The organism is Aliivibrio wodanis, from assembly GCF_052920805.1.
Genome location: NZ_JBREXA010000002.1, coordinates 656,929 through 671,201, shown reverse-complemented (window position 1 = coordinate 671,201; position 14,273 = coordinate 656,929). Strand labels below are relative to the sequence as shown.

Sequence of the window (14,273 nt, the reverse complement as noted above, 5' to 3'; positions counted from 1 at the left end):
AAAAACGCCGAGACTATTCTCGGCGTTTTTATATCTATCATATTAGATTTATCTATCTAATAGCGCTTCATCTTCAGGTGTTAACTCAACTACCCCACCACCACTTAAAAATGCAGTTGCTTGGCGTGCCACTGAGTCAGATGCTAACTTCACTGTGGCGAAGTCTCTTGTTCCTTGCGTTACATCATCTGTTAATGTACCGACACCAATATTATGATTACCTTCAATAAGATGTGAATATGAACGGTTAGTCCCATCACGAACATCATTAAGTTGTAATGCCTTTTCTAATGGTTCTGCACCCGCTAGTGGGAACTCTGTAATATTCATTGAGTAATATGGTACTTGCTCTTCACCAAACCCACACTCAGAACTTACTGATGCCATCTCTTTTGAACCTTCAAAAGCAATACAACGAGTAATCATAGTTTGTCCATCTAGTTCTACTTTAATTGGAACCGTCTGATCAGCAGCAGTTAAACCTGTAAACTGACCGTCAAATAATGTTCCTTTGCTGTCTTTATTGCCAACAGCTGTGATAGCTAAAATAGGCTCATCAACCAGATCTGCCGCATAATTTAATGGATCAGCAGTATCAACTACGGCTTGGATCAGGTACTGGAATTCTGATAAAAATTGAGGTGCAATTACATCAGACTTTGCAAGGTATGCCTTCGGATTATTTTCAGCAAATACTCTTACAGCATCTAATGTTGCTTGTTCATCACCAACAACATCAATCTCTAATTCTCGAGCCATACGTAGACGATATTCAGGTAAGAACTTAACTGCTGGTGGTACTTCATCTTTACCAAGCCAATTTGAATTCATAACAATACCACCAATCGCACCGCCTGGATTTGCTAAAATAGTTCCAGTAAACGGAGTTCCGGTAGATGCATTACGCTTTTCGATACCGGCAGCAGTTGCTGCAGCAATAGCTCCCATTGAGTGACCATAAATACTAATGTTTGATGCATCAAAGCGATAGTAATCATCCGTTGTTGGCGTTGCAATAGAAGCAACAGCAGCTTTAAGGTTTAAAATATCGGCAACTACTTTTCTAAAATTATCACGCGATGTAAGTAACGCATCAGCTTTTAAGAAATTTTTAGAATCAGCATGGTCATGACCCGCAAATAAACCACGTACTGATGAGCTTACTGAGATATCATAATTACCAGCCAACTGCACCGCATCTGGTGTATTTTTAAAGCACGTTTGATCTGCTTTGCCGTCATTATCGCAATCAAAACCAGCATTGCCTTCTAAGCTAACTGAGCGTGAGCCATGATAAATATGGTCAATAGCAATTACCGCATAATCAGTATTACCAGATGGGCTTGGAGTGTTAGCCATTTGAGATTGAACAAAATTATCTAACCCTGTCATTCCACCATTACCCAGCTCTTTTACTGCAGTAATACCATGTGCGGCAATAATCACAGGAACCGTTTGCTGTTGTGGTACTTTTGAACCACCAAAACCTGTTGATTTTTTCTCAGGAAAAACCATTTGAACTTCAACAGTTGATGTCGTGGTATCCGAGAAATCGATTGGTTGATATAGCTTAGGGCAACTTGTTTTTGTATATTTGAAGCTTTCTAAATGCGCATTAGCACCATTCAAGTTAAACCAAAAGCTAGCTGATTCTAGGTTATCGACATCTTCACTACATTGACTAATCACTGCACTAATCAAAGGTAAATAGTTTGGTATTTCAAGGGTTCCTGACAGTTTTTCAACACACTCACTGCCTTTACAATCTAGCGGAAACGATGAGATTTTATCTGAATAATATGGCTGTGAATCAGCCGAATCAAACTGAATACCTGCATTGGTAGTAATTAAAGATTCAAGCTCAGTACCAATACTTTGAGTTGTAATGTTCGCAGCGTATAAAATAGCCTCTGTTACACCAACGGCATTTGCTTCTGCTGATTGGATCTCAAGAGCAATGGCATCACTGCCCGCCTTCTTATTAAGATACGCATCAGATGGAAGTACCGATACGCCTTCTTGATCTTTTAATTCTTCTGTCACAACTAACGTATAAGTTGTCGCGTCATCAAATACTTTTAGTGGAAGAATTTGCAAATGGCCAAAGCTTGATATTTGCACTGTAAAATCGAGATCATAAGTTAATTCACTGTTACCATTAAATAATCTCACTGCATTAATGAAAGTACTTGTATCTATTTGTGATACATCACCCGTCATTGGTAATGTAAAAGGAGCTGTCGTTGACCAACCATCCAAATCTTCCATTGCACATTTGGTCGCGTTCTCAACATCTCCCTGTTGCTCGTCAGCTAAGTCAGTTTGACCACAACCAAAAACAACTAGCTTGCTGGTCGTTGTACCATTACTAGCGATCTTGTATAGATCGTTTGGCATTGGGATATTATTGTCATTTGCGATTTCTTTCGTATTTTCCATACCAAAAGAAAACTTCAAATTAGCTGGACCTTTCGTAGTGCTATCGTTGCTGTCTGAGCCACACGCTGTTAAACCAGCTGTCGCTAAAGCAATTGCTACGTATTTAGAAATTGTGTTTAATTTCATCTTTAATTCTCTTTAGTAATACCCTGCTCAAAAGCAGAGCAAAGTATTATTTAAAAGTGTACGAATACTGAATTGAGTAAATCATCGCTGTTGATTTAGTTACTTCGAAGTAGCTACCGTCTTCTAAGTGAGAGCCTGTGTTATCACCTTCAATATAAGCAAAACCAAAATCAACCATATGTTGAGAAGCAATATAAGAAATACCCGTTGTGTACCAATTACGATCAGAGTCTGGAATAGAAGCCGTTACATGTTCATCAGTAGGTGTTTCATCTTTAGCCCAACCAGCACGAACGATTAAGCTCGGAGAAATATTATACGTAGCGCCAATAGAGTAACGGTTTGAATCTTTCCACTCTTCAGCTTTACGCATACATTCATTATCGTTCTGACCAGCAGTACTACATTCACCATTTGGTGATGTTGCTAAAATTTCTTCAAATGCATTCCAACCAATACGAACCCAGCTATAGTGAACAGCAAACTCTTGCGTCACTTGGTGATAACCTGATATTTCCATAAGAGATGGTAAAGAAAGTGTCAGCTCACCATCAACATCAACCAAATAATCAAACATGCCATTGTCAGTATTCAACTGAAGGCCCGAAAACTTACCTTCCATATCAATGTCAGTCGCTCCGGTATAAGCAATACCCCAACGATGATCTTCATTTAGCTCATATAAAGCACCCACTTTATAGCCAAAACCAAAGCCCTCACCTTCCATGCTCGCAATGGCATTACTACCATCAGGAGAGAAGTTACTCGCAAGTGAGCTATAACGATTTAACTCAGCATGAGCCATTAAGATACTTGCAGAAACACCTAAAGTTAGTTGTTCTGTTGCTTTATAGGCAAATGAATTATTGATATTAACAACTGACACAGCAGTATCACCCGCAATGTCACCGAACTTTTCATTCGTTGCATCGCTATATTCTGAAGCAAGACCAAAATCAGCATAAGCACCAATACCCCAAGTGAATTTTTCATTAATTGGCATACTGAAGAAAATATTTGGAACTAAAGCGGTTGGAGCCGCTTCTGATTCATGAGTAACTTCTGACTTATAACGAGCACCCTGCTTCCAAAAATCAACTTGAACATCAGGATCAATATACGAAATACCACCAGTGAAGTTTTTCTCTTCTAGCATGCTAAGAGATGCAGGGTTTCGTGCTAATGTTGAAGCGTTATCTGCAATAGCTGCTTCACCTGCAAATGCACGGCTAAGACCTGATGCTGAATGCTCTACTATTTGGAAACCAGCAGCATTTGAATTAACTGCAAATAGTGTTGCAGATACAGCAAAAGCAACTTTGGTAATATTACGTATATTGATCATGGAGAACCTATTTTGTAATGATTAAAACATTCCATTTTTTGATGACACCACAATCCATATGGCGTTCACTTTACACCTGCATTTTTACAGAATATCGTATAAATGTAAACTTTAGCGCATATCATTTGTTAAGTTTTAGTTTTTAAAAAACACAATAAAGACAGCAACCACATGATATTAAAAGATATAAATACACATCTGACCATTAACTTAGAGTTAACACTCTAATGATGCGCAATCTTTACAGAATTTAATACTGCGTAAATATTGTAAAGCTTTTGATCTTCAGGTAGCCAAAGAGTTACAATTAGCCCGCTTTCAAAATAATTAAAATTAAGGATATTTCATGAGTCATTACCAAAAGCTTGTTGCACATAATTTAAAAATTTCTCGCTTTGAACATTTGTCTGCCATTTGTGGTTGGGACCAAGCAGCTGTAATGCCGTCTGGTGGTAATGAAGCAAGATCAGAAGCTATGGCTGAGCTTTCTGTTCATCTACATCAACTTGGTAATGCACCGCAATTAGCTGAATGGTTTGATAAAGCAGAATCAGAGTCTTTATCTAATAATGAACAAGCAAGCCTTCGTGAAATGAAATCTCAATGGCAACAAACTACTGCCCTACCAGAAGCTTTAGTCGAAGCACAATCTCTTGCCGGTTCTAAATGTGAACATGCATGGCGTACTCAACGTGGTGAGAATGATTGGGCAGGTTTTAGTAAGAACTTTGCAGAAGTTGTCGCGCTATCAAAAGAAGAAGCTCAGATCCGTGCAGACATCACAGGATTAACGCCTTACGATGCCATGCTTGATTTATACGAACCAGGAACCACCACAGCCAAACTTGATGTTGTCTTTGATAACGTAAAAACATGGCTGCCAACACTTATCCAACAGATCCAAGAAAAACAGGCAACCGAGTCTATATATTTACCAGAAGGCCACTATCCAACAGAACAACAGCGCCAACTAAGTTTGGATGTAATGAAGTTTCTGAATTTTGATTTTGACCATGGTCGCCTTGATGTCAGCATGCACCCTTTCTGTGGCGGCGTGCCAACAGATGTTCGTATTACAACACGTTATGATGACAGTGATTTTGTGCAATCATTAATGGGTACGGTACATGAAACAGGTCATGCTCGTTATGAGCAAGGTTTACCAAAAGAATTTGCAGGGCTACCAGTAGGACAAGCTCGTTCTATGGGTATTCACGAATCACAAAGCTTGTTTTTTGAGATGCAATTAGGCCGAAGCCAAGAGTTTATTGCTCAACTGTCACCTTTAGTTACTAAGCACTTTACTCAAGCTGATCCAAAAATCATTGAATCAAGTAACCTGCAAAAAATCTACACACGAGTAAACCCTGACTTTATCCGTGTAGATGCTGATGAAGCAACCTACCCTGCTCACGTTATTCTTCGTTATGAAATTGAACGTGACTTAATGAACGGTAAAATCGAATACAGCGACATCCCTGAATTATGGGATACAAAAATGCAGCAGTACTTAGGCTTATCAACCAAAGGCAATTACAAAAATGGTTGTATGCAAGATATTCATTGGACCGATGGAAGCTTCGGTTACTTCCCAAGCTACACACTAGGTGCAATGTACGCGGCTCAGTTTATGGCGGCAATGAAACAAACAGTAGATGTAGAGAAAGCGACATTAAGCGGTGATTTAAGCCCTATCTTCACTTGGCTGTCAGACAATATCTGGAGCAAAGCGTCACTATTCTCAACGGATGAATTAGTGAAACAAGCAACGGGTGATGTGTTAAATGCGAGTTTCTTTAAGGCACATCTAGAGAAGCGTTATTTAGGATAAGAGCTAGACGTGAATTCGTCATTTTACTTTGAGTAATTAAGAAAATGGATGTAGTTTTGGCTGCATCCATTTTTTATTCAATGGCTACTAAACCACTACACACCCTCCTATTCCATTTGGGAATAGAATGAATACCGAGCTTTCCTTTATAAAATAAAAAAATCGCCCGTAGAATATTTTTTCTAATTCATCACACTTAGAAGTAACCATCCATGAAATATATCTGCATGGCGTGTAATAAAGAATACGCACCCAAACCTGAACTCATTAAATGTGAATGTGGCTCTGCCCTATGGGTTAAACCTCAAACGTCATTTAGTAAAAAAGATCTCATAGAAAATGACTTCACACCTAGACGCTATTCTAGTGTTTTCCCAGTAAAAAAAGACGACATCAAAATCACTTTCAATGAAACCATCACACCTCTTTGCCAAGCTGAAATATCCGAAACTCCAATATTTGTAAAACTCGATTCGCTACAACCAACTGGCTCATTTAAAGACCGAGGAGCCTCTCTTGTAATCAACTACCTTAACAACCATGGAATAACTAGCATTGCTGAAGACTCAAGCGGTAATGGAGGAAGTGCTTATGCCGGTTATGCCGCAAAAGGAAAAATGCAATGCAATATCTTTGTGCCAGCTGGAACATCCAAAGGAAAGACGACACAAACTCGATTATACGGTGCTAACTGTATTGAAGTAGAAGGAACAAGAGAAGATGTTGCTCTAGCCGCAATAGAGAGCAGCGTCACTCATGGAAGCCATTACGTTGGGCATAACTGGCACCCCCTATTTATCGAGGGAGTCAAATCTATCGCTTATGAAATATGGGAACAATGTGGGTATAGAGCCCCTGATAATTTTGTTGTTCCCGCAGGAAATGGAAGTTTACTCGCCGGAGCATATATCGGTTTCTCTGAATTATTAAAAGGCGGAGAAATAAGCAAACTCCCTCGCCTTTTTGGTATTCAAAGTGAAAGCATTCAGCCGTTCGTTCAAACCTTTAACAATAAAGAAATCAACATTACATCAGAAAATACCATTGCTGAGGGTATTAAGATTAAGCGTTCATCACGAATGAATGAGATCGTTCAATTTGTTAAAGAAACGGATGGGAATTTTATTAGTGTTAGTGAACAACAAATCCAATCAGCATTAAAAGAAATGGGAGCGCAAGGATACTTTATCGAACCAACATCAGCGACGGCATTTGCAGGAATCGCTCAGCTTATAAAAACGCAAGAAATCAAACCTGACGAACTCACCGTTGGTGTCGTAACAGGAAATGGACTCAAAGCAACAAACTCAATTGAACATTTAATCAATGATATGAGAGGTTAATAATGAAATATATACAAACTAAAAATTCATTAAAAGCAACAGGACATTACTCTCAAGCGATAGTACATAATGGATTAATTTACATATCAGGCCAATTACCAATTAACCCAAATACAGGGGAAAAAATAAACGGTGATATAAGCCAACAAACCCGTCGCGTATTAGATAATTTACATATCATTCTTGAAGAAGCAGGAAGCAATCTTCAACAAGTATTAAAACTGGTTATCTACATTTCAGACATTGATATGTGGAATACGGTTAATGAGATTTGCAAAGAGTACTTTAAGGATCATAAACCGGTGCGAACCATAGTACCAACCAGAGAACTGCACTTTGGATTAAAGATTGAAGTCGATTGCATCGCTATATGTGAATAACACCTCATAGCTTAATATTGACGTGCTCAGAAAGTGCAGTAATGACTTTCTGAACTCTCTCTAATCGATAATTATTTTGTCTGGTGCATATATAGATGGGTCTAAAAAGCGGTTTGAGTTCGCTATATTGATATAAATAACGATCTTCTATATTTAATGTTTTTATTACCGAAAAAGGGATCAGTGCCGGAGCAGTCCCTTGTAATGCTAAATGGGCTGCTGCGGTATATGAATCTAGCTCCATTATAGGGTTCACTTTTAAGGCTTCTAAAATAACCGACTGATAAGTATTAGCACTGTTTGTCAGATCCGTTGTTATCAATTCATTAGGTAGCTTATCCAAATGTTTGTTACTAACAACATAAAATGGTTCATCGAAAAGATGGAAGCTTAATAACCCATGTCCAGATGGTAAATACCCCGCACAAAGGCCTAGCGTCGCTTTTCCTGATTTTACATTTTCGACAATTCGTGGCGTGTGATTCGTTGTGACGGTCAAATTTGGATCATCATGAAAACATGTTGATAACGCTTGGCTGAAATACCCTGCCACAAGCGTTTCAGAGCAATCAATTCTAAGCAAAGAATCATTCGCTAATGCTTGTTGTTCATATATACGTCCACAAAGTTCGCTAAACGTTGGAGCGATATTGTCAATTAGCGATTTAGCATCAGCCGTAAGCGTGACATAACGGCCATTAGGCTCTATTAACTTTTTCCCTAAACGCTTTTCTAGTTTTGTAATACGCTTACTCACCGCAGATTGACTAAGGTACAGTACGCTGCCTGTACGGCTCATTGTCTTCTCTTTACTTAAAACTAAAAGTGTTTCAATACCTTCAAGTAACATCGCATTATCTTATGAAAATCAGGAATAGTTAACTCAGTTTAGCTATGTTTTATAATGCTTGCAAAAAAGTTGGTGAGTAATGATTTGTTTATCAAACTTTGAAAATAATCCAGAAACAACCTTAAACGGCATTCATTTTATAATTCGTTTTTGAGCAACATTTTACCCCCGACAAGGGATAAGACCATCATTATCCTCGATAGGGGATATACATTGACTTATCCTCGATAGGGGATATATTATTAATTATCCTCTATCGGGGATATCACATAATATGATGGGGTGTATGATGATTTATAATCCAAAGCAATTAGCTAACCACTTAAAGCTTATTAGAACCAAACATAATTTGACTCAAACAGAGCTTGCTAAAAAAGTTGGTGTAAAACAATCCACCCTATCTAGCTTTGAGAATCATCCTGAAACGACTCAGTTACAGACACTCTTTAAGATCCTTCATGCACTAGAAGTTCATTGCATTATTCAAGAGCAAGTCCCTACAAGTCACGAAGACAATCTAGACGATGAGGCGTGGTAATGGCTGTATTAATTGCATACATGAATGGTGAGCGTGTTGGAGAATTTACTAAACTCAGTAACGGCGCACATCAGTTTCAATACGATAAATCATGGATTGAAAGCACGGTAGGAAGACCTCTTTCATTATCCCTCCTCCTACAATATCCAAAGATAACTAGTGATTGCGTTATTAATTACTTCGACAACCTATTACCTGATTTATCAGAAGTCAGAGATCGCATCGTTGCCAGATACCAAGCTAAATCTCGTCAAACGTTCGATTTACTTCATGAAGTTGGAAAAGACAGCGTCGGTGCCATTTCTTTATTAACTAACGATGAAGAACCAAATATTAAACAACTAGATTATGAAGTTTTAACTCCAGCACGGCTCAAACAAGTACTCTCAGCCTATCAGTCCAATATCCCATTAGGAATGCTAGAAGATGAATCAGACTTTCGAATTTCAGTTGCCGGAGCACAAGAAAAAACAGCATTACTCAGAATAAATAATGAATGGTGTATACCGAAGGCATCAACGCCAACAACACATATTATCAAATTACCCATAGGTAAAATTCAGCAACCTAATGCCACTCTCGATATGAGTGATAGTGTAGAAAATGAATACCTGTGCATCCAATTAGCGAAGAAGCTAGGATTCAATGTACCTAATGTTGAAATAATTCATAGTGATGAAATAAAAGCTATTGCTGTAGAACGATTTGATAGACGATGGATTAAAAATAACACCAAGCTATTAAGATTACCGCAAGAAGATATGTGCCAAGCATTTGGATTGCCATCATCAATCAAATATGAAGCAGATGGAGGCCCAAGTATAAAAACCATTATGGATTTTCTTATGGGCTCAAGCCAATCACTAAAAGATCGTGATGCTTTCATGCGATTTCAGGTATTCCAATGGTTAATTGGTGCAACAGATGGACACGCAAAAAACTTCTCCATTTTTATTAATGCACAAGGCAGTTATCACCTTACGCCCTTTTATGACATTTTATCCGCCTACCCAATCTTAGGTGGTAAAGGGATGAATATTCGCTCATTAAAACTGGCAATGGGATTAACAGCATCAAAAGGAAAGAAATACCCTATTGATAAAATATACACTCGTCATTTTATTGATACGGCTAAAACGGTTGGGTTTGATACAGAAAGAATGGAGGAGATAATGAAAGAATTTGCGGTTGATATGCCTAAGGCCATTAAGGAATTAGAAGCACAATTACCAAGCGATTTTCCCAAAAGTATCTCTGACAGCATATTTAGTAATGCATTGAGAATGGTAAATAAAATCCGCTTGAGTAATGATTTTCAGTAACGATGATGTAAGGCCTATCTTTACTCGATAATCAGAGAATATCTAGAATGAATATAATTGATGAGAATGGATGCAGGGATTCGCTGCATCCATTTTCCTAGTTAGGTAACTTATTTTTTGACACAAACGAGTTAGTTACAAATCTCTAACTCGTCCGCCTAGAATTAAGAAAAATTTACACCATTGTAAGGTCACAAATTTTCCAGCCTGCGTAATCCTGCTTCCCAATATGCTCTGGAGGAAACCCTGATTTATCCATAGCTAAGCAAAGCAAGTGCTCAGGCCTTGAGAAGGCGACATATAACTGCTTCATGAACTTGATTTTTGTAGCGGCTGTTGGTTTCATATTGTTTTCAGCAAGAATATAGTCAATTAATAACTTTAAATCATTTGAACGGAATTTTGTTTCCAAGACCAGCGTGGCTGCATGTGTCTCACCTTTAACTGCATGAATTGTTGCCACTTCATTTTCGATTATTCGTCCTGCAACGTCTGTATAAACCTTGTTAGCGCTGACATTGTTAACAGTATCTACGAGGGGCATATTACCTTCAAAACAGATAAATTCTTGAATTTGGGTCAAGTTATGCAAGTTCAAATAACTGAATAAAGTAGTGACTAATTGGTTCCATGTACCCTCTGTTATGTCATTTTCAATCAATGACTTAATCTGGACATTGAAATCAATAATTAAACCCGATTCTCTCAAGTATTTACGTATATATGTGGTTGAGTACCCAGACTGAGTACCATCCTGGTGTGATAGTTTAGAATTAGATATTCGACCGCATCTAACTATCCCATCAAGAATTAGACGATATGCTTGATGCCCACCTTTTAGGCGACTCCCTTCATAAAAGTAATGAATAAGTTTGCTTGGTTTAAACGCATTTGTTGAGTTGCTCTTATCAAATGAGTCGAGATAGTTACAAATGGTTAATCCATCATCCTTTCTAACACCAACGGCACCAACCGTTTTAATTGGTCTTTTACAGCCTTCAGGGATTGCTTGTGAACACAATTCTGACAAACCTATCGAAAACATTACTTCGTGAGTTCTCATCAACCAAAAAAATTGTGTGTAAGGTTTGTTCTGGTGCCGCTGTATCTGAGTTCAGATTGATACGGTTGTAACTTAAATTTTTTGCCAGCAGCGCAACTGAATGGTTAAAGCGGTGACTGTCTTCGACTTTCTCTAAGATAATTTGATTGTAAGTTTGATTTCCCTCTTCCCCACCACTATAAATAGCTTGGTCAGGGTCACCAAATCTTTGGAAGCTTACAGTCTCATGCTGGAATATATCGTTTAACAATTCATCTTGGAATCTTTGGGTATCTTGCATTTCATCAATAAATACAGCAGGGAAGCGAGATCTAAGTGCACCTTTAATCGATGAATTCGTTAAAATGTACTTCTTAGCAAACGCATACATTTCATGGTAATAGAAGTAACCATCAGTCACTAACGTTCTTTTTGCTGACTTTAAATCCTGATAGCTTGACGATGTTGATAGCCTTGTAAAGCCAGGTACTGATAGTTTAATTTCGTCATCAATGAATTTATATTGAAGATCTTGCAATGATGAAATATGTCGTTGTCTCAGGTAATTCTTTGTCCCTCTAGACAAAAGAGACCAACCCTTAGTACAACATATATCATCGTCAACTTGGGTTACGGTAAAGCCCTTTGAACGTAGATATGGTATTGCGAGATATCTATTTACAAACTCTTGAATTGTGCCAATAAAGTGAGAATGGGATAATAGTTTTTGACCATCAACACTCTGCTGAAGGCGCTCAATTATTTCACCCTTTGCAACATTGGTATGAGTTAAAACACATATTCCTTGATGCGGTTGTTTCCATTTTTTGGCCATTATAAGAAGCTTAGCGGCAACCATTGTTGTCTTGCCACTACCTGGGCAAGCCTGTACATCATTGAATGTCTTGATTATCTGCTTTCTTGTAGCATCAAACGTCACCCCTAACTCTGCTTCGACCGCACTGATATCCGTATCATTAATATCAATCATCTTTTAGCTGCTCCATTTCTGCAGGGAACGGTTCTGTTACATACTCTATAGCATCAACAATATAGGATGGTAACTTTGCTTTTAGATCTAGAGGGCGGTCTTTGTACTTAGATAGGATATCAGCCAGTGAATAACTAACTTCACTTTTCCCATCTCCTTTACCTTCGATAACGCCATACAGCTGGACAGCTCTTATTTGTGCATCAGTATTTAGTGCGTCGTAGCCATCCATGCTGTTATTTATCGCTTGGTATAGCTCTTCGCTTAGCCCGTACTTTGCAAGGCAGAACTCAAACGTCCAGTCATTAGATATAAACGTTTTAACTAGCTCTCCATCAAACTCGGACTTCTTAGCTCTTTTTACATCTATTTCGGCAGGGCTGAGTTCATTAAGCCAATACTTCAAGTTTCCGCCTTTACCACTTGGTTTTGGCTGCTTTTTGGTTTTAAAACCATATTCGTTATCACCAGTATCTTCGGCTTCATTTGGCCACAAATCTAAATCAGTGATACAAGCTACCTTGATAGGTAATGGTTGTGGATTTACTGAGGTAGAGCTGGATCGATAAGCCTTAGCGTAGCGCTTCCTTGATAAACCATTTACGCTTACTAGCGACACTCCATAGTCTTCTAAAGGCCGTCCAAGTAATTCCGCTATTTTGGGGATTAACACCACCTCTGCAACCCCTTCAACTAGCAATACACCTTTTGCAAAAAACATATTTGCCTTTGTGGAATCCAAAAATTTCTCAAGGAAAACATAATCTTCGTCTTCGAGTGCTGTGCATCCCTTTCTTAGAGGGAAAGCTTGGCCTTCTTGCATTAGAATTAAGCTCTCTAAGGGGGCTTTTGATGCAAGTACGGGACTGTGGGTGGATAAAATGCATTGTAGTTGGCTATTTTCAATCCGAAGATAATTAATAAACTTCAACTGTAACTGAGGGTGAAGGTGAGCTTCAGGCTCTTCTACTAGCAACAGAGGGTATTGATCTTCCTCTTGCTTTATTAGCATTAGCTCGGTAGCCATAAATAACAGGCTGCTATAACCCAATCCGTGCTTAATACCTGAAGCATCGAGTTCGAGAGTTAGTTTTTCTAAAATGGATTTAAGAGCGAATGATTTTTCTGATTCGCTCATGCCTGCGTAGTCCTTGCTTCCTAACAAGCTTAAGACTGGCGCAAATACATTCGCTTTGAATGTTAAAGAGTTCAACAGGGTAGCTATATTGTCTTGCGCAGTTTGGATTGCTGCGTCTGACTGAATTTCCTTACTTGCTTCAGTAAGTAGTTCAATAATACGCTGAGTTGCGCTCGTATCCCCAGCTAAACTGGTGTTACTTCCTAAAATTTGAGATAGCCTAGACGAGCGTCCAGCTGAGAGTTCAGCTTCGGCGTCACGTAGAGGTTTTAAATAAGTAGCAGCTAGGTACTCACGAACGTCCCTTTCAATTATAGGGCCATCATTATTGATACCAGAACGGATTTCTGTCTTTATAAATTGAGATTTTTTGAAAGGGTTTGGTGCGAGTTTTGCTGAAAGAGTAATGAATAGAGTGGATTTATCAACTCCAGGGGTTACTTCTTCATTTGTTAAATGTTCTAAAAACAAGCCTGACTCGCGTAGGGATAAGTCCTCAAACTTCAACTGAATTTGTAACTCATTTTTGCCATTTAGGAAGTCTGTACCCTTCAGGTTAACCCACTCAGCAGAAGTTGTATCAAGGACGAGTCGGATTGCATCGATAACAGAGCTTTTACCCGCATTATTTTCACCAACAAGTAAATTTAGCCCCTTGTTGAATGCCATAGAAAAATCTTCAAACTGTCTGAAATATTGTGCTTTCAATTCTGATAAATACATAATTTGTTGACCGAACCAATAAACCGATGAATGTTCAAGTATGCTAACCCATAACTATGCTAATATCCTGTTTATTATGTGGTTATATGAGTAAACACACGTAAAAATCACTAGTGGATTTGAAGAGAACAGACAACTTCTCACATAAGTAGTAGTATTGATAAAGTCTACATAAATAAATGATGAATGAGTTAAACTCTAACTA

11 protein-coding genes are annotated in these 14,273 nt (G+C 38.4%); 5 read left to right on the top strand and 6 right to left on the bottom strand.

Annotated elements, in window-relative coordinates; all coding sequences use genetic code 11:
• Window positions 1-48: 48 nt before the first annotated feature.
• On the bottom strand, window positions 49-2,565 hold the full coding sequence (locus tag ACU5DF_RS10925) for a hypothetical protein (protein ID WP_446712869.1): 2,517 nt from the start codon (window positions 2,563-2,565) through the stop codon (window positions 49-51).
• Between the two features lie 46 nt (window positions 2,566-2,611).
• A complete protein-coding gene (locus ACU5DF_RS10920) occupies window positions 2,612-3,910 on the bottom strand; it encodes an OmpP1/FadL family transporter (protein WP_446712868.1) in 1,299 nt (432 codons plus the stop codon).
• A gap of 346 nt (window positions 3,911-4,256) precedes the next feature.
• On the opposite strand from ACU5DF_RS10920, the gene ACU5DF_RS10915 reads away from it, so the two are divergent.
• The 3 genes from ACU5DF_RS10915 to ACU5DF_RS10905 all read left to right on the top strand — a co-directional run bounded on the left by ACU5DF_RS10915 (window position 4,257) and on the right by ACU5DF_RS10905 (window position 7,464).
• Window positions 4,257-5,741, top strand: coding sequence for a carboxypeptidase M32 (locus tag ACU5DF_RS10915; protein ID WP_446712867.1), 1,485 nt, complete (start codon window positions 4,257-4,259; stop codon window positions 5,739-5,741).
• Between the two features lie 212 nt (window positions 5,742-5,953).
• On the top strand, window positions 5,954-7,084 hold the full coding sequence (locus ACU5DF_RS10910) for a threonine synthase (RefSeq protein WP_446712866.1): 1,131 nt from the start codon (window positions 5,954-5,956) through the stop codon (window positions 7,082-7,084).
• 2 nt (window positions 7,085-7,086) lie between these two features.
• Window positions 7,087-7,464: a RidA family protein gene (locus tag ACU5DF_RS10905; protein WP_446712865.1), complete on the top strand. Its 378-nt coding sequence runs from the start codon at window positions 7,087-7,089 to the stop codon at window positions 7,462-7,464.
• A 4-nt stretch (window positions 7,465-7,468) separates the two neighbouring features.
• On the opposite strand, the gene ACU5DF_RS10900 is transcribed toward ACU5DF_RS10905, so the two are convergent.
• Window positions 7,469-8,314 carry a LysR family transcriptional regulator gene (locus ACU5DF_RS10900; RefSeq protein ID WP_446712864.1) on the bottom strand — a complete coding sequence of 282 codons (846 nt, stop codon included), beginning with the start codon at window positions 8,312-8,314 and terminating at the stop codon, window positions 7,469-7,471.
• Between the two features lie 274 nt (window positions 8,315-8,588).
• On the opposite strand from ACU5DF_RS10900, the gene hipB reads away from it, so the two are divergent.
• Both hipB and ACU5DF_RS10890 read left to right on the top strand, forming a co-directional pair.
• The gene (gene hipB / locus ACU5DF_RS10895; protein WP_012532966.1) at window positions 8,589-8,852 is read left to right on the top strand and encodes a type II toxin-antitoxin system antitoxin HipB; all 264 of its coding nucleotides are present in this window, start codon (window positions 8,589-8,591) and stop codon (window positions 8,850-8,852) included.
• A complete protein-coding gene (locus ACU5DF_RS10890; protein WP_446712863.1) occupies window positions 8,852-10,174 on the top strand; it encodes a type II toxin-antitoxin system HipA family toxin in 1,323 nt (440 codons plus the stop codon). Before hipB ends, ACU5DF_RS10890 begins: the two co-directional genes overlap by 1 nt.
• A gap of 175 nt (window positions 10,175-10,349) precedes the next feature.
• On the opposite strand, the gene ACU5DF_RS10885 is transcribed toward ACU5DF_RS10890, so the two are convergent.
• From ACU5DF_RS10885 to ACU5DF_RS10875, 3 genes are read right to left on the bottom strand one after another with little or no spacing between them, the layout of a single operon-like run.
• Entirely contained in the window at window positions 10,350-11,195 is an 846-nt protein-coding gene (locus ACU5DF_RS10885) for a hypothetical protein (RefSeq protein WP_446712862.1), read from the bottom strand.
• Complete coding sequence (locus ACU5DF_RS10880; RefSeq protein ID WP_446712861.1) at window positions 11,173-12,207, bottom strand: UvrD-helicase domain-containing protein; 1,035 nt, start codon at window positions 12,205-12,207, stop codon at window positions 11,173-11,175. The genes ACU5DF_RS10885 and ACU5DF_RS10880 overlap by 23 nt, the downstream gene beginning before the upstream one ends.
• Window positions 12,200-14,068, bottom strand: coding sequence for an ATP-dependent nuclease (locus ACU5DF_RS10875; RefSeq protein WP_446712860.1), 1,869 nt, complete (start codon window positions 14,066-14,068; stop codon window positions 12,200-12,202). Before ACU5DF_RS10875 ends, ACU5DF_RS10880 begins: the two co-directional genes overlap by 8 nt.
• Window positions 14,069-14,273: the final 205 nt, after the last annotated feature.